Origin of the sequence: Alkalimonas collagenimarina (assembly GCF_030717845.1) — a bacterium.
Classification (GTDB): domain Bacteria; phylum Pseudomonadota; class Gammaproteobacteria; order Enterobacterales; family Alteromonadaceae; genus Alkalimonas; species Alkalimonas collagenimarina.
In genome coordinates this window covers 161,188-177,828 of record NZ_JAUZVZ010000008.1, presented here as the reverse complement: position 1 = coordinate 177,828, position 16,641 = coordinate 161,188, and the positions used below count along the sequence as shown (strand labels likewise).

14 protein-coding genes are annotated in these 16,641 nt (G+C 47.4%); 8 read left to right on the top strand and 6 right to left on the bottom strand.

Annotation, left to right across the window (positions count from 1 at the left end):
• The first annotated feature begins 252 nt into the window (after positions 1-252).
• Both Q3O60_RS07715 and trmA read left to right on the top strand, forming a co-directional pair.
• Positions 253-729, top strand: coding sequence for an RNA recognition motif domain-containing protein (locus Q3O60_RS07715; RefSeq protein WP_305893330.1), 477 nt, complete (start codon positions 253-255; stop codon positions 727-729).
• A 118-nt stretch (positions 730-847) separates the two neighbouring features.
• Positions 848-1,939, top strand: a complete 1,092-nt coding sequence (trmA, locus tag Q3O60_RS07710; protein WP_305893329.1) for a tRNA (uridine(54)-C5)-methyltransferase TrmA — start codon at positions 848-850, stop codon at positions 1,937-1,939.
• A 58-nt stretch (positions 1,940-1,997) separates the two neighbouring features.
• Here trmA and fabR read toward each other — a convergent pair whose 3' ends face one another.
• The gene (gene fabR, locus Q3O60_RS07705; RefSeq protein WP_305893328.1) at positions 1,998-2,594 is read right to left on the bottom strand and encodes an HTH-type transcriptional repressor FabR; all 597 of its coding nucleotides are present in this window, start codon (positions 2,592-2,594) and stop codon (positions 1,998-2,000) included.
• 99 nt (positions 2,595-2,693) lie between these two features.
• On the opposite strand from fabR, the gene Q3O60_RS07700 reads away from it, so the two are divergent.
• Positions 2,694-3,830 carry a fatty acid desaturase gene (locus Q3O60_RS07700; protein WP_305893327.1) on the top strand — a complete coding sequence of 379 codons (1,137 nt, stop codon included), beginning with the start codon at positions 2,694-2,696 and terminating at the stop codon, positions 3,828-3,830.
• A gap of 30 nt (positions 3,831-3,860) precedes the next feature.
• On the opposite strand, the gene Q3O60_RS07695 is transcribed toward Q3O60_RS07700, so the two are convergent.
• Positions 3,861-4,817, bottom strand: coding sequence for an aq_1923 C-terminal domain (locus Q3O60_RS07695; RefSeq protein WP_305893326.1), 957 nt, complete (start codon positions 4,815-4,817; stop codon positions 3,861-3,863).
• A 129-nt stretch (positions 4,818-4,946) separates the two neighbouring features.
• Between Q3O60_RS07695 and Q3O60_RS07690 the strand changes: the two genes are divergently transcribed.
• Positions 4,947-5,576, top strand: coding sequence for a trimeric intracellular cation channel family protein (locus Q3O60_RS07690; protein WP_305893325.1), 630 nt, complete (start codon positions 4,947-4,949; stop codon positions 5,574-5,576).
• 9 nt (positions 5,577-5,585) lie between these two features.
• On the opposite strand, the gene Q3O60_RS07685 is transcribed toward Q3O60_RS07690, so the two are convergent.
• From Q3O60_RS07685 to Q3O60_RS07675, 3 genes are read right to left on the bottom strand one after another with little or no spacing between them, the layout of a single operon-like run.
• Complete coding sequence (locus Q3O60_RS07685; protein ID WP_305893324.1) at positions 5,586-7,238, bottom strand: FimV/HubP family polar landmark protein; 1,653 nt, start codon at positions 7,236-7,238, stop codon at positions 5,586-5,588.
• A 46-nt stretch (positions 7,239-7,284) separates the two neighbouring features.
• Complete coding sequence (locus tag Q3O60_RS07680; protein ID WP_305893323.1) at positions 7,285-8,085, bottom strand: outer membrane lipoprotein-sorting protein; 801 nt, start codon at positions 8,083-8,085, stop codon at positions 7,285-7,287.
• Entirely contained in the window at positions 8,051-10,363 is a 2,313-nt protein-coding gene (locus Q3O60_RS07675; RefSeq protein WP_305893322.1) for an efflux RND transporter permease subunit, read from the bottom strand. Before Q3O60_RS07675 ends, Q3O60_RS07680 begins: the two co-directional genes overlap by 35 nt.
• A 199-nt stretch (positions 10,364-10,562) precedes the next feature.
• Between Q3O60_RS07675 and Q3O60_RS07670 the strand changes: the two genes are divergently transcribed.
• The 3 genes from Q3O60_RS07670 to Q3O60_RS07660 all read left to right on the top strand — a co-directional run bounded on the left by Q3O60_RS07670 (position 10,563) and on the right by Q3O60_RS07660 (position 13,471).
• Positions 10,563-12,068: a YifB family Mg chelatase-like AAA ATPase gene (locus Q3O60_RS07670; protein ID WP_305893321.1), complete on the top strand. Its 1,506-nt coding sequence runs from the start codon at positions 10,563-10,565 to the stop codon at positions 12,066-12,068.
• A 100-nt stretch (positions 12,069-12,168) separates the two neighbouring features.
• Positions 12,169-12,774: a hypothetical protein gene (locus Q3O60_RS07665; protein ID WP_305893320.1), complete on the top strand. Its 606-nt coding sequence runs from the start codon at positions 12,169-12,171 to the stop codon at positions 12,772-12,774.
• Positions 12,775-12,778: 4 nt separating this feature from the next.
• The gene (locus tag Q3O60_RS07660; protein WP_305893319.1) at positions 12,779-13,471 is read left to right on the top strand and encodes a hypothetical protein; all 693 of its coding nucleotides are present in this window, start codon (positions 12,779-12,781) and stop codon (positions 13,469-13,471) included.
• A 96-nt stretch (positions 13,472-13,567) separates the two neighbouring features.
• On the opposite strand, the gene pyrC is transcribed toward Q3O60_RS07660, so the two are convergent.
• Positions 13,568-14,599, bottom strand: coding sequence for a dihydroorotase (pyrC, locus tag Q3O60_RS07655; RefSeq protein WP_305893318.1), 1,032 nt, complete (start codon positions 14,597-14,599; stop codon positions 13,568-13,570).
• A 187-nt stretch (positions 14,600-14,786) separates the two neighbouring features.
• Here pyrC and Q3O60_RS07650 point away from each other — a divergent pair, with 187 nt between their 5' ends.
• Positions 14,787-16,637 carry an SLC13 family permease gene (locus Q3O60_RS07650; protein ID WP_305893317.1) on the top strand — a complete coding sequence of 617 codons (1,851 nt, stop codon included), beginning with the start codon at positions 14,787-14,789 and terminating at the stop codon, positions 16,635-16,637.
• Positions 16,638-16,641: the final 4 nt, after the last annotated feature.

Below are 16,641 nucleotides of genomic sequence, written 5' to 3'. Positions count from 1 at the left end.
GGTGAAGTCAAGGAGTATTTGAATATTTTCAATCGCTCGTTTGCACTTCTGTTATGCTTTCAGCCATTTGAGGCTTGCTGCGTAACGAGGGGCGCATTTTATAGATTTCAGCATAGCTGTCAACCCCTGCTATGCAATTTAGTATTTTATCATTTTTAGGTTGGCGAGCTGCGCTGCAACCGCTAAGATTAAACAACCTGATTCAGCAGGTTTTTTATTCACTTACTTTATGATTTTAACAGGACATTTCTTATGCTACCTATATTAAGAGCCACTCTGCCTTTTACCATTGTAGTGGCCATCGTTGCTTATATTATTTTCTATTTCATAAACTCAGAAATCCCTACAGCATTATCCGTTGTCATTGGCGTGTTGCTTGGTGGTGTCTTAGTTCCTATTTTACGAGATCTGAAAGGTAAAGGTAATGCGGCTCATCGCAGTGATGATGGCATTGTTGGAGAGGAATTTACCGGTGACTCTGCGACCTTATACGTAGGAAATCTACCTTACCGTGCTAATGAAGAAGCCGTACAACAGTTATTCGAAACCAAAGGCGTAGTGATCAATGTTCGTTTAATGAAAGATCGCCAAACCGGACGTCGGCGTGGTTTTGGCTTTGTCGAAGTAGCAGCTAAAGATGCGGATAAAATGATTAATGCTTTGAATGACTCTGAGTTTCAGGAACGAACGCTAAAAGTTCGCGAGGCGAAAGATCGTCAAGAACAATGAGTTTCCTCTTAACATCATGAATGAGCACCTGACGACAGGTGCTTTTTTTTGTATTGCGTTTGGTTCTGTACTGAAAAAGACTTAAGATCGCTTTTTTCATGCAGATCAGGATGCCACCATGCGGCCAGGACAAATAACCCCAGAACAGTATGATGCGCTTTTAGCAGATAAAGTTGCACATGTCTCTAGTATCATGCAGCCTTTGAATCATCCTGAAATAGAGGTTTTTCGCTCTAAACCGAGTCATTATCGCCTTAGGGCTGAGTTTCGGATTTGGCACGAAGGAGACGACCTCTTTCACATCATGTTTGATCCCACCACGAAAGAGCGCATTCGTATTGATGAATTTCCCATTGCTGATCAACGTATCAGCACCATCATGCCCGTATTGATCGAGGAGTTAAAAGCGGAGCCGGAGTTACGTCATCGAATTTATCAAATTGACTATTTAACCGGTTTGAGTGGTGAACTATTAATTACCCTAATCTATAAAAGGCCACTCACAGACGCATGGCAGCATGCCGCTCAGGCATTAAAGCAGCGATTGGCGGCTTATGCGCCACTCGATTTTATTGGACGATCCCGTAAACAAAAAATTGAGCTGGATCGGGATTACATCATTGAGCAGCTGACAGTAGAGCAACGCAGTTTGCGTTATCAACAAATAGAAAATAGCTTCACCCAGCCCAATGGTGAGGTCAATCAACATATGTTGAATTGGGCGTGCAGCATAGCCAAAAATTTATCTGATGATTTGCTTGAGCTGTATTGTGGTAACGGCAACTTTTCTTTGGCTTTGGCACCACACTTTAATCAGGTGATCGCCACAGAAATTTCACGTAAATCCATTCGTTCTGCGCAATACAACTGTGAATTGAACCACATCAGCAATGTTCAGGTGCTGCAAATGTCGGCTGAAGATGTTTCTGCAGCTTTACTGCAAGGTTCACAGCTTAAAAAACTGGATCTATCAACGCTAACTCTCAATACCGTGCTAGTCGACCCACCCCGGGCAGGCTTGGATTCCGCTACCGTACAATTAGTCAGTCGCTTTGACGACATCCTCTATATTTCGTGCAACCCGGAGACACTTCGAATGAATTTAGCTGAACTGGATAGCACCCATAGTATAGAGCGCTTTGCTGTCTTCGATCAGTTCCCCTACACCCATCATTTGGAATGTGGCGTATGGTTAAAGAAACGAGCATAAAGTCAGCTTACAAGAGGAGTAGCTATCGCTTTGCCACATCTTTGTATACACGCTCTGGTCAAATTGACGCATGCTGGCTGCCTGCAGCCAGCCAACGCAATTGCAGAATTGTTTTCACCGTAATTTTTTGCCGCACCTCGTCACTGGCATCTAACGCATCCGCACCAGCATGGAATACTAAAATCACCATTGCCTCAGCTTGGATCAGTGCTAACTCAGGCGGACATTTATTTTCTTTACGCAGATAATCCGCTAATTCAGCACAAAAGTGCTGAATTTCTCGAGCAACCGCACTGCGAAAAGCCGCTGAGGTCCCTGAGCGCTCTCTGAGCAACAGCCGGAACACATTGCTATGCCTTATAATGAATTCCATAAAGGTTTCCACCGAGGTGCGGATCACACTGGTATTATTAATCAAACGTTGTCTAGCCTGACGCATCAGCTGCCGCAACATCAGACCGCCTTCGTCGACTAAAGTTAACCCAAGCTCATCCATATCGGCAAAATGGCGATAGAACGAGGTCGGAGCAATACCTGCTTCCCGAGCGACCTCCCGCAAGCTGAGACTAGCAAAACTTTTATCCGCACTAAGCTGCTCGAAGGCAGCATTGATAATAGCGCGGCGGGTACGCTCTTTTTGCTCGGCTCGTGTCACAGTTTCACCTCTTTTTCACCCTGTTTCATCGGAATCAGCTTGACCTGAATCGCTGCTCTCGGTAGATTGGGCGTACATTTGTAAGCTGAAAGTTCATATATGCAAAAAGCTCCACTTATCTGGACCAATATCCTGGTCTTTAGTAGCACATTCTTAGTCGCTTTAGTCGCTGTGCCTTGGTACGCCATCGCCGTTGGTTTTGGTGCGGCAGAAATTATCGCAATGATCTTATGCCTTGGCTACTGCGGAATGTCAATTACCGCGGGTTATCATCGGTTGTGGTCCCATAAATCTTACCAGGCGCACCCGGTACTGGAATTTATTTTTGCTATCGGCGGTGCTTTTGCTTTGCAGAACAGTGCTATTCATTGGGCCTCAGATCATCGCATCCACCATCGTCATGTCGATGATAACGATAAAGACCCCTACTCTGCCCGCCGTGGTTTTTGGTTTAGCCACATCGGTTGGATGCTACGGGATTATCAGGGGCCTGCTCATTATACCTACGATAATGTTCGTGATTTACAAAAGAACCGTATCCTGCAATGGCAGCATAAGCATTATTTGACTCTAGTGTTATTAACCAATGTTGGTATTCCTGTTGCCTTAGGCCTTATCTTCGGTAATTTCTGGGGCATGCTGCTACTTGTGGGTGTTGTCCGCTTGGTCCTGAGTCATCATTTCACTTTCTTTATCAATTCTCTGGCTCATATCTGGGGCAAGCAACCGTACACCGATGAGAATACTGCCCGTGATAACGGCATACTTGCACTGTTGACGTATGGGGAAGGCTATCATAACTTTCACCATATCTTTGAGTATGATTATCGTAATGGCATTAAATGGTGGCACTTTGATCCAACCAAGTGGCTTATTAAAGGCGCATCTTTGGTGGGACTAACGACCAAACTGAGAATCAGTCCGGAGGATCGGATTGAACAGGCGAAAGCCTTAATGCAGCTAAAGCGAGCCAAGTCAAAATTGCAGCAGCAACGCTATCCCGATGCTGAGCAAATACTGCAAAAGGTTGAACATGAATACGAGCTTTTAATTGAGCGTATGCAAGCATATTACGCATTGAAAAAAGGCTTGTTGGTGCAGAAGAAGCAACAACTTCAAGATAGTTTTTCCGTTAGCTATACTGAGCTATCCATGCAAAAGCAATATTTCGAACTGAAAGCTTTATTCAATGAGCAGCGGCGTCATTGGCAACGTCTGACTGCTCAGTTGGCCTAATAAAACTACAATCAACTTATGCCTTGTTGCTTATTGATTAGCAACAAGGCGGGCACCACTGAACTGAACCATTGCTTCTGGGCTATCAAGCTCCATCCAGACCGAACCGGACTCAAAATCAGCTAAGCTTACAGGCTGTTCAAATTGAAAACTGAACGTGAGTGACTCTGGCTGCTCAATAAAACTCATCAGACTTTGCTTAAACTCAGCCGGCACTGTATCTGTCATTGCTAACGACATCATCGCTATCCCTTGCAAAGCTTCCATGGTGGGGGATTGGCCATTCGCTGCCGTAAATTTAATTAAGCGCTGCAAAAAACCATCATTTACTAAATGCACTTCACCATGACTGACTGCACCATGTCGCAGAGCATCTGAAATCTCATCTGCATAGGACTCAGACGCCATCACTGCTTGCTGTTGCTCTGCGCTCATAGCTGTCATTTCCGCCAACCACTGCCATAATGGCTGCATCTGAGTGAAAGTGAATTGATAACTGAACTGGAATTCATCATTAATACGTGTGTGCTGAGAAAACCATAAACTTTCATTGTTTGGATTGTAGCTATAGCGATAATCGCCATGCAGCTGCACACTTTGTATAAATGCACCCAGTTCAGCTGGCAGAAACAGTAAGGCACCAGACCCAACCGTTAACTGGTTGACTTCAACACTGCCCTTATTCGCCAGTTGATTAGGCTTCACACCTTTTAGCTGCACACTATCCACAGCGAGCAGCTCACCCAATCCCGTCATAGAAAGTTGCAAATCATGAATACGATAACTGGATGTTAGTACGTTGGCTGAAATAGTACCATGTGCTAGTTGTAAGGCTGGTAATCCTTCAAGCATTGCCATGTCAGCATAAGATTGGTTCACTTGTTGCAGCTGCAACTGAATCGCCTCTGATGCTTTATAATTCACGAACACAAGACTAGCTGCAGCGGTGACAACCAACAAGGTAGGAATAATAATTTTTAACTTCATAAGACCTCATGTCCATAGGAATACTTATATGGTTTTGTCTATCATCATGCTTTGCATGCTAGCATAGAAGCTAAAATCACAACAGCAGCAGCTACCTCGCTAGCTGCTGTTCGAAGCGAGAAAAAAGCGATGGATTATCTGCATTGGTTTGATTTGATGGGTATAGCGGTTTTTGCGATTTCTGGCACCTTGGCGGCCTGGCGGAAACAAATGGATGGTTTTGGTGTGCTCGTCCTCGCCTCCGTTACCGCAATAGGTGGCGGTACCCTGCGTGATGTCATTCTGGATGTACCTGTCGTCTGGATCAATGACAACAGCTATTTTATCGCCATTTTTTCAGCAGCGTTGCTGACTATTTTATTGCTGCGAAAGCGTTTAACCATCCCGAATAATACCTTGCAGTTTTTTGATGCTATAGGCTTGGCCTTTTTCGTGATCATGGGTACTCAAAAAGCGCTGGATCTTGGTACTTCGAATCTAGTCGCTGTGATGATGGGTACCATGAGCGCGGTAGCAGGGGGCATGATACGTGATGTCTTATGCCGTGATATCCCAATGGTGTTTCGAGGTGAGTTATATGCAGTCACCTGTATTGTTGGCGGTGTGGTCTATATTCTTGCTCTGCACGCTGGGGCCAGTACGCTGCTCGCCATGGTTCTGGGCATGACCAGTTTATTTTCCTTACGTTTGGCGGCAATAAAGTGGCAACTGACTATCCCCGTGTTCGGCAAACATCAAGCTGATTTAGGCGAGCCGTGATGCACGGCTCTAAAAATAATACTCCAAGGTCAACTGAATATAGTCGTCTTTACGCAGCCAATACAGTAAGTCTTCAGGATCCTTGCTATCAAAAAACCAGCCATCGAGCCGCAACCGAAACCGATCACTCAGTCGAGTCGATGCTTCCAGATAGGCGCTTCGGCTCGAGCTGCGATCCAAATCCTGAATCACACCCAACAAAATTTCTGAACCTGCGGCATCATTGAGTGCCAAACGCCAGCCAACAAAGAGGTCATTTTGTCCTATAGCGTTGGCTTCTAACCCGCGGCTATCGTATTGGTATTCGACCAACCATCCCAGATCCCAAAACCGCTCATTGATGCCGATCTGAGTGTATTCAAAACCTGATGTAAAAGCCGCATAATCTTCAATCTGACTATCACGATAAACCGCTTCTATTTTCCAAAGCCAGCTGCCCAAGATCCACTGCCCATCTAAGCCTAGTTGCTTCATTTGCGGATAAAAAGGAATTAACAACTCTTCGCTCGATGGCACCAGAGCAGGCTCACGAGAGGTGCCCTGAAAAAAGCTTACCCCTAAATCTAGCCCGCTAAACTGTTGTGACCAACGCAATGCCCAGTCAAGATGACGACGTTCTCGGGAAGATTCATAAGCTGGCCTATCAGTATCAACCAATTGCGGCAAACGCAGCCGACCATCACTACCGGCAAATGCCCGTTCACGAAAATAGGGCAACAAATAGGCTTGAATGGTACCAAAGTCACGAATAAGACTCAGCTGCACCATTGGCTGCCCTAGCTTACTTTCTCCATCAGGACGATCCAGCAAGTCTCTCTGATTGATAATATCAACCAAACGTTGCGACTCTACCGCGCCCCAAAACACCTTATTGACTCCGGTGCGAACCTCCCAGCCAGAGCCATAATAGAGCCAATATGCCTCAGCCAAATCCACCAGATGACGATTACTATCCTGTTGATCCCAGCGTAGATAAGGAGCCACCACCACAGTGTGGCTGCGATCATCTGACTGCCAGTACCATTCCATTTCAAGGCTAACCGATTGATGCCACTGCGATTGCTGTTGCAAACCCCGTTGCGGGAATGCCCGCTGCATCAAATTTACTTGAGAATACCACTCAATATCAGACCACAGACTGTTATCGGCTTCGGGCGAAGCCGGACTGTTAGCGGAAGACGCGCTTCTGGCGGGGTTTTCAGCAGCTACGTTTGTCTCTGGGGCTGGCTCAACCGGTGACGGTGTCAATTGTTCCGGCCCGGCCATATTGGCAGCAAGTCCTCTTGTTGTATCGCTTGACGCCAACAAGAGATTTTGCTGCTCTTCTAACGCGTCAGAGCCAGACTGCACAGTCATAGACCACTGAGGCTCAGCCCTTTGCAATGAGGTTCTGGCTTCAGAAGCACGCTGCAAGGCTTCCGTGGCGTTCTGGCGAGCAACTTGTTCGTAATCAGGTACTATTAGCCATTGTCCGTGCTGCAATTGATTGATATCTTGCTGTAAAAAAGCATCTGGGTTCAGTTCAAATAATGCTTGCATCACCTGCGCAATACTCACATCGTCGCTAGGCCGGACCTCACTGGCAATGCGCCATAAAGTTTCGCCAGGTTGAACCTGTCGTTTACCGGCATGCTCATCGGCATGGGTGCTCGCAGTCCACATACAGCTACTGATTATCAGCAAAGCAGCTGCTGTGAAGTGTGAAACTTTATCTGGCACGTTGTAAGGCATTGTTATCAAAGTCTGCATCAGTAAAGCCGCGGTCAAACTGAATATCCGTCATCAATAAGGTGGTGCTCTTTTGATTCTGGGCATTCACCATTTCCATGCGATCTGCTCGCCAGAACTCGTCTTTATACAGTTTATAATCATGGATAGTCAGCGTTTTCAACAAGCTATCACGGCGATCGTAGTAATCAATTTTCTGTACCCGATAATGGCTTTTATCTATCCAGACCACCATCCGACTGTAACCAGAATACTCATCCTGCGGAATTTGCTCCACCACATAGCAAAGCTCACCATGCACTTCATCGTCATGCAAGTACGTGAAGCTAAACTTCTCCAACTCAAATGAGCTTAAATCTTCATACGCGTACTCACTACCCATAAAAGGGCCAGATTTATTTCGCGATACAATTCGGCGCACCCGATTGACCGCTGGTAAAAACAACCATTGCTCATCTGGTACCATAGTTTTGGTGTGCGTCAAAAAAGCGGAACCACGCACATCTCGTGGTTCATCAAAAATGGTTAACGCTTTATCTCCATCATCCAGCACCTCCAAAGTGAGGGTACGCATTTCACGACGGCTCTCACGACCACGGGCATCACGAAGTATCATGGTCATCACTACTTCCGTATCGCCCCAGCCGGTATCTCGTACTTTGCGTTCAGTCGCAATACGCAAGCCCTCTGCCATGGCCGCATCCTGCTCAGCTACCACAGAAGCTGGCAACAAACATAAACCCAAACTAAGCAGACTGTGTAGCAGGTACTTTTTCATCATTCCTTCCTTTTTTATCAAAACGCAATAACAGCGCTGGTAAAAGCAGTAAATCAATAATCAACGCCAGAACGATGATCATGCCGGTCAACAGTCCCATATCAGAGTTTAGCCTAAAACCAGACATCGCCAAGACAGCAAAGCCAGCTACCAGCACTACCGTCGTGACAAATAAAGCCCGTCCTACACTATTGAAAGCATAACGGACTGCACCTTCGGTGGTTTGCCCCTCTTGCAGGCCACGTTGGTACTTACTGAGAAAGTGAACCGTATCATCAACGATAATCCCCAGGCTGATACTGGCCACAACCGATAAGCCTAAATTGATTTCGCCGGAGTATAAAGCCCAGATACCAAAACCAACTAAGGCCGGCATAATGTTGGGAACCAAACTAAAGAGACCAAGCCGCCAAGAGCGCAAGCTAATTACTAGCAATCCAGAAATCAGGATCAGCGCAAACGGTAAGGTTTTGAGCATCGATTCCATATTTCGTTCCCCAATATGGGCAAACATTAATGCGGTACTGGCTGCACTGGCATCGTACTGTGGCATTTCTTCTGCTAACCAAGATAGCGCTCGTTGCTCAAACCCGGTCAGCTCTTTACTGCCAAGGTTTTGCAGCGTTGCTGTGATCCGGGTGGCACTTTTATCCAGATTTAATTGGTTATTTAGATCCAACCCAAACGGCAGTGACATTTCAAACATCAGTAAATATTGCGCGGCTAAATCCTGCTGCTCAGGTAAGCGGTAATAAGCGGGATCATCGCCATGCATGTTTTTATTCAGACGCTTAAATACGTTGGTAATACTGGCCACATGGGTCACTTCCGGCTGCTGATGCAGCCAATCACTGAAAGCCGCGACATGAGCCAAAAATTCAGGGTTATTCACCCCACTGGTTTGCTGGCTATCGATGGCAAAATCCAGATTGGCCGTGCCGGTGAGATTTTCTTCGATAAAATCCAAGGACTGCCGAAATTCGGTACGGGTATCAAAATACTTGACTGCCACATCATTCACCTGATTAGTGCCGGCAAAGGCGGCCACCGCCACCATCAAAACGGCTCCGACGGGTAGGATTTTCCGATGCTGCTGCACCACAAAAGTCGCCAGCTTATCCATCCCTTTCGCTGTATGGCTCACCGGCACCACTTTGGCCGGTAACAAGCGCAGCAATGCAGGCAACAAAGTCACACTGAAGATGCAGGCCAACATCACGCCAACGGCTGTCATGTTGCCTAAATCTCTTAGAATAGGCACTTCTGAAAAGTTAAGCGTTAAAAAACCAATGGAGGTGGTAATACTGGTAATAAAAATCGGTACGACGTTGCGAGTCATGCTGTAATGGATGGCTTCTTCCTTGCTTTTACCTTGCCTGAGTGCGTATTGCATCGACACAATGACATGCACACAATCAGCCACTGCCAATGTCATCACGATGGTAGGCACATTCACCGTTGCGGTACTCAAGAAAATACCCAGCCAACCAGCAACTCCCAAGGTGCTCAGAATCGTCACCAGAATAATAATCACGGTCGCCAGCGCTGCCAGCGCTGATCGTAGCAGCAGCACCAGCATCATGATAATCACTAAAAACATCAAGGGAACCAGAGTGGTGGCATCTTTCTCAGCTTCGCTGGCAAACGCATAATTCAGTGCCAAAATACCCGCATGATAAAATTCAACATCTGGATGCTTTTCAGCGAAGTAGGCACTTAGACCAAGTACATATTCATACGCATCCACCACTTCCTGGTTTTGATCAACCTCAGGCAGTTGTACCGTGATATTAATAGCGGCAACCGCGCCATCAGCCGAGACGAGACTCCGGTATAATGCAGGTTCAGTCATAGACACCGCACGAATTTTAGCGCGCTTTTCCTCGGTTAAATCAGCAGGGTTAAGCAGTAAGTCTTCTACCAGCAAATCATCATCCATGGCCTCGGTATGTTGAAAATTGCTGATCGAATCGACCCGGCTTGAATAAGGGGTCTGCCACGCGGCTTCGGTAAATTGCCAAATCAGCGTCAGCATATCCTCATCGAACACATCACCGGATTGAGGCGCAATGGCCACCATGATGTTATCGCTTTTATTAAATTCATTTTGCATCTGCTCAAAAGCAAGCATTTGCGGATTATCCGGTGAGAAAAAAATGCGGTAATCGCCTCGAAAATAAAGCTGCCCCATGCCAGCCGCCAACGCCAGCGTTAAAATCAACGCCCAGCTGATGGTCAGCCAAGGTCGTCGTAATGCACTATTGAGCCAAAATTGCTGCATGGAGCCCCCATCGATTAGCAATGCAAGGTATTGGTTTTGAACCATAGTGTAGCGCATAGGTTGTCGGAATGCGCGCCAATTGCTTGAACACCTCGCACAATAAAACCAATAAATAATCATAAAATTTGCAAATATATTACTTTTTGATCAATACTAGCCAAGTTGTACTTTTTCATTCGTCGGTAATTTTGGAGACAGGATGTCATTAGCCATTATTTTTAGCCGGGCGCGCCATGGATTGGCCGCCCCTCTTGTTACCGTAGAAGTTCATTTAGCCAATGGCCTGCCGGCATTTCATTTAGTCGGTTTGCCCGAAGCCTCGGTTAAAGAATCACGCGATCGAGTGCGAAGCGCACTGATGAACAGCGGCTTCGCATTTCCCGATAAAAAAATCACAGTCAATCTTGCTCCGGCAGATTTACCGAAAGAAGGCGGTCGCTTCGATTTGCCTATCGCGCTGGGTATCATTGTTGCTAGTGGACAGCTGAGTGAAAAGAGCATTGAAGGCTATGAGTTTGTCGGTGAGCTGGCGCTTTCAGGTGAAATCCGCCCTATCGTCGGAGAAATACCCGTTGCCATGGCCAGCCGTGATGATGGCCGAGCGACCATCATGCCAATGAGCAATGCGGAACAAGCTCAGCAAGTGCCCAAAGCGCATATTTACGGTGCATCTCACTTGTTACAAATTCATAGTTTTTTGCAATCAGGCCAAGCGCTCCCTGCCATTCCGGCCTTACCCAAAGAAACACTGCCACAGCTGCCTGATCTGGCAGATGTCAAAGGCCAAAGTACCGCCAAAAGAGCGCTGGAAATTGCAGCTGCCGGAGAGCATAACTTAATGATGCTTGGCCCTGCTGGTACAGGCAAATCGATGCTGGCACAACGACTGCCGGGGATCTTACCCAATCTAACTGAGGAAGAAGCTCTGCAAACCGCAGCTTTGTATTCCATTGCAGGCATGCCTCGCTCAATGGCTGACTGGCAACGCCGTCCATTTCGACAACCTCATCACACTAGCTCTGCCGTTGCCTTAGTGGGCGGAGGCCCAGTTCCCAGACCAGGTGAAATTTCGCTGGCACACCATGGTGTCTTGTTTTTAGACGAGCTTCCCGAGTTTCCCCGCAAAGTGCTCGATGTCCTGCGCGAGCCACTAGAAACAGGCTGGATCCACATTTCAAGAGCAGCCCGGCAGGCAGAGTTTCCGGCACAATTTCAGTTTATTGCTGCGCTCAACCCCAGCCCTACTGGTCATCATGATGATGGCCGTGCTAGCCCCGAACAAGTCATGCGTTACCTAAATCGTATTTCAGGGCCTTTTCTCGATCGGATCGAGCTGCAAATTGACGTACCATTGCTGCCTAAAGGCTTGCTGAGCCAACAAGATGCTTCGGCAGAGTCCAGTGAGCAGGTCCGCGCCCGTGTGTTAGCTGCCAGAACCCTGCAAATGGATCGTCAGGGCAAGGCCAATGCCCGGCTCAGCGCCGCCGAAATTAACCAGCACTGCCCACTAACCCCACAGGATGCTGCCTTTCTGGAAGATACCATTCACCACCTGAAACTATCGGCGCGTAGTTATCACAAGCTGATCAAAGTCGCTCGCACCATTGCCGATTTACAGCAGCAACCTCGGATTCAAAAAGCACATCTAATGGAAGCGCTGAGCTACCGCGCACTGGAGCGGTTGCTCAGCTATCTAAAAAATTGACACCAAAAACAAAAGAATCCATTACATATAATTCATTTACTTTTACAAAGAAAAAATTTAGCATACTGCAAGCTAAACTTTTCGCCGAGGAAACGAAACCATGGCAAACTTCTTACACTCTTGCCATATTGAAAGAATTAACAACGGTCAACTGCAAAGAGCCGCAGGTATTATCGAGCGCTATTTGGATCAACATGGTAATACCGCCGTCACCAGTCAAAATTATCGGCTGCATCAATACGGTGACTTACGCATCACACCGGAACAAAAGGCGGCAGCATTTCGAGGTGATCGCAAGACCTTCTGGCGTTTACGCCAAAAAGTTGGGGATCCAATTGCAGATGTGGCCCTGCCGATATTGGAGAATCGAGGCCTAAATGGCCGTGTAGCGAACAGATTAACCGGCCTCTCGGACGATCCGGTAAAATTAAACCAGCTAGGTGTAGATCTGATGGTTGCCCATGTTGCAGCTGTCACTCATGATTATGATAACTGCATCGGCAATGTACCGGGCGCGTTAAGCCCGCAGCAAGTAGCTGAATATCATCATATTGTTTTTAGAGAACATGGCATTGGCAACTATCACTGGCTGCAAAGTGATGGCGCCTGGTTGTTTGGCGGTACTTTATTTAATCTGCCAGCCAACCTCTACCGGCCCATCTGGTGCAACGCTTGCGATTTTATTGGCCATGGCATTGGAAACTAAGCTTATGCGCATTCTCACTCACTGTTGTACCTGGAGTCTTCTAGTTGCGCTTACCAGCTGTAGCGAGGTATTTGCTGATTTCGAACGTATACAGCTAGGCAACCAGCAGTACTGCATTCCAAAAGAATACAGCCCCTACCAATACGGTACAACCAGCCGTGTATTTTCATTCGCCGGTGCAGATACCGATAATCGCCCTGCATCTTTGATTGTGCAATTTCAGGGGGTAGAGGTGCAATCCCACATCCCTGAATACACGGCAGCACTTGGGGAGCAGGACTTTTTGCTATTTGCCACCATTCGCCGCCCTGGCGCGGCACAAGCAAAAAACTTTCTTACACAAGGCGCATACAGCTCCGGTTTGACCTTACGGGACGACTACCAATTTGTTGAATACGATACCAAACAGGGTTACTACAAAGTCAGCCAGCTACCCTTTCCTGATACGCCATTTTGGCACCTCTACAAAATGAAGCCTGCCGTTGCTCAGCCTGTGCCTGAGTTGCTGAATGATTACTTTCTGGGGGCTTGCTCCATCTCAACCATTTACCAGACCGTTTGCAACATCGATATCCAGCTCCATGACTATCTGATACAGATTCGGACCCCTGAACCAAATATTCTGTTGCAACAGCAACTGGCGACCTTTGCCTATAACAAACTCCAGCAATGGCAGGATAATTGTCCAAGCGAATAAAGAGACTTGGTTGTTTTCTACCACCAATTGGCCGATAGCTTCTGGTAGAAAGCACTCAGCTACCGCGCTTAAGGTCGTAGCTGAGTTATCTGAAAGTTAAAGCTGCTTCCACTTGAGCGTCTGGCCGGCATGAAACGGTACGATTGCTTCACCATTGGCCAGCATCAGTTGCTCTGGCAGCGTCCAGTCCTGCCGCTGCAACGTGATGGTACCGCTGTTGCGGGGCAAGCCGTAAAAGTCCGGGCCATGATGGCTGGCAAAACCTTCCAACTTATCCAAACAGCCTAAATCATCGAACACCTGAGCATAGAGCTCAATCGCACTCATGGCACTATAACAGCCGGCACAGCCACAACTGGACTCTTTTCGATGTTTTTCATGCGGGGCTGAATCCGTTCCTAAGAAAAACTTTTTAGAACCCGAGGCCACCGTGGCTTGTAGTGCTTGCTGATGGGTATTGCGTTTTAACACCGGCAAACAGTAGTTGTGTGGCCGAATACCCCCCACCAACAAGTCATTGCGATTTAACAGTAAGTGCTGTGGCGTGATAGTTGCCGCTACCTGACTGGGAGCATCCATGACAAACTGGGCAGCATCGGCGGTGGTGATATGCTCAAACACCACTTTTAACTGCGGTAACCGCGCCACAATATGCTGTAAATAGCGATCGATAAACTCTTTTTCCCGATCAAAAATATCGATATCGGCATGAGTCACTTCGCCATGCACCAACAACAACATCCCTTGCTCAGCCATGGCTTCAAAGACGGGGTACAAACTATCCAAAGCACTAACCGCATCACTGGAGTTGGTAGTGGCACCCGCCGGATACAATTTAGCCGCAATAACTCCGGCAGCCTTTGCCGCTGCAATATCTGCTGCGCTGGTCTTATCGGTCAAAAACAGAGTCATCAAGGGCTCGAACTCGCTACCTGCTGGCCGGGCAGCCAAAATCCGCTCACGGTAAGCAATCACCATGTTCGCATTCGTTACTGGTGGCACCAGGTTGGGCATAACGATGGCTCGACGAAAAGTACGCGCTGTAGCCGGTACAGTATCCAGCAACATCGGCCCATCGCGGAAATGCAGATGCCAATCGTCGGGGGTTTGCAGAATGAGTTGATCCATAAAAGCTCCAGAGTCCGCAGAAAAGTCGCTCTATGATAGCAAATAAAGCAGCATCCCCGTTATTTTCCAGCCAAGAAAACAGAAAAAAAGTATCCTTGCAAAACAACAACTCACCTTGCGAAATACATCATCTTATTGGATAGTGAAGCCATATCATGATTAAAGTCTCAATGGCTAAGGCGCATGGATGGAACTGTCGCAACTTCTTATTTTTCTGATTTTAGCCATCACCGTTGTGCTGTTTATCTGGGGCCGCTGGCGACACGATATGATTGCGCTTGCTAGTTTATTGGCTTGCGTGCTTGTTGGCTTGGTACCAACCGAACATGCTTTTGCAGGTTTTGGGCATCCTGCGGTGATTACCGTTGCCTGTGTATTGGTGTTAAGTCAGGCGCTACAAGCTACTGGTGCAGTTGATGTATTGGCCATGAGAGTGTTACCAAAACACGCAGGTCCCACCTTTACCATCGCTGCATTAACGGCTCTTGCTGCTATTTTGTCTGCATTTATGAACAATGTTGGCGCCTTAGCACTGTTAATGCCCATTGCCATTCAAGTGTCAGCACGCACCAAACTGGCCCCCGGTCAGGTGCTCATGCCGGTTGCCTTTGGTTCTATACTCGGCGGTATGACTACCTTAATTGGTACCCCACCCAACCTGATTGTTTCTGGTTTTCGCGCTGAAGTAGCCGACTCTGGTTTCGGCATGTTTGATTTCAGCCCGGTGGGTGCTGCGGTTGCGTTAATCGGTGTCATTTTTGTCGCTCTGATCGGTTGGCGGTTAGTGCCGGTTCGAAGTCGCTCCGATGCCAGCAGCTTTGAAACCAGCAAGTATTTGACCGAAATACGCATCACTGAACAAAGTAAACTGGTCGATACCCCATTAAAGGATTTAGAAAAAAAGCTGGAAGAAATGGAAGCGCAAGTCGTTGGCATTGTTCGTAACAATTATCGCGCCCCCACGCCTCCCGGGTACTACCGCCTGGCAAATCAGGATATTCTGGTGATTGAAGCCGAACCTGAATCGTTAGGCGCCATCCTGACAAGTCTGGGTTTGTCACTGGAGGAAAGTGAAGCCAACCAAAAAGTTGATGCAAAAGAGAAAGAAGACACGAAAGAAAAGCAAGTGGCTAAAAGCAGTACAGACAACACGGTAGAAAAAACTAAAAAGGAAGAGAACGGCGATATTCATCTATTGGAATTGGCGGTACTGCCAAACTCCGAGCTGATACGGCGTACAGCGGCTCAATTAAGTTTGCGTCGTCGGTTCAATATTAATTTGCTGGCTTTATCCCGCCACGGTCAACGCTCTATTAAGCGGGTCCGTCGAACCGCTATCCAGGCGGGCGATGTACTGCTTTTGCAGGGGCAAGAAGATGCACTAAATAGTTTTGCCAGTGAGTTTGGCTGTGTTCCATTGGCAGAGCGACAGATCCGAGTTCCGGAAAAGAAAAATACCATCCTGGCCAGTATCATTATGCTGGGTGCAATTTCCGGGGCTGCTTTTGGTTTGCTGCCTGCCGCAATTTCCTTTGCTGCAGGTATTTTAGCCATCATGGTCTTTAAGGTGATGCCGCTTCGTAAGGTTTATACCGCCATTGACTGGCCTGTGATTGTGCTTCTGGCCTGTCTAATCCCCGTTGCTGGTGCTTTAGCAACCACCGGTGCAGCCGACTTAATGGCACAAAGTCTGCTTGACTATATAGCAGGCGATCATGCAATTCTTGCATTAGCCATTGTACTCATTCTTACTATGACGTTATCCGACTTCATGAATAATGCTGCCACTGCAGCCATGATGTGCCCCATAGCTATTAGTATCGCGGAGCAACTTAGTGTTCGTTCCGATCCATTTTTAATGGCGGTAGCGATAGGAGCGTCTTGCGCCTTTCTAACTCCAATAGGGCACCAAAACAACACCCTGATCCTTGGCCCGGGTGGCTTCAGGTTTGGCGATTACTGGCGCCTGGGGTTACCCATGGAATTGGTCGTGATAGTAACCGCCATACCTGCATTACTCTTTTTCTGGCCTCTATAAAGGC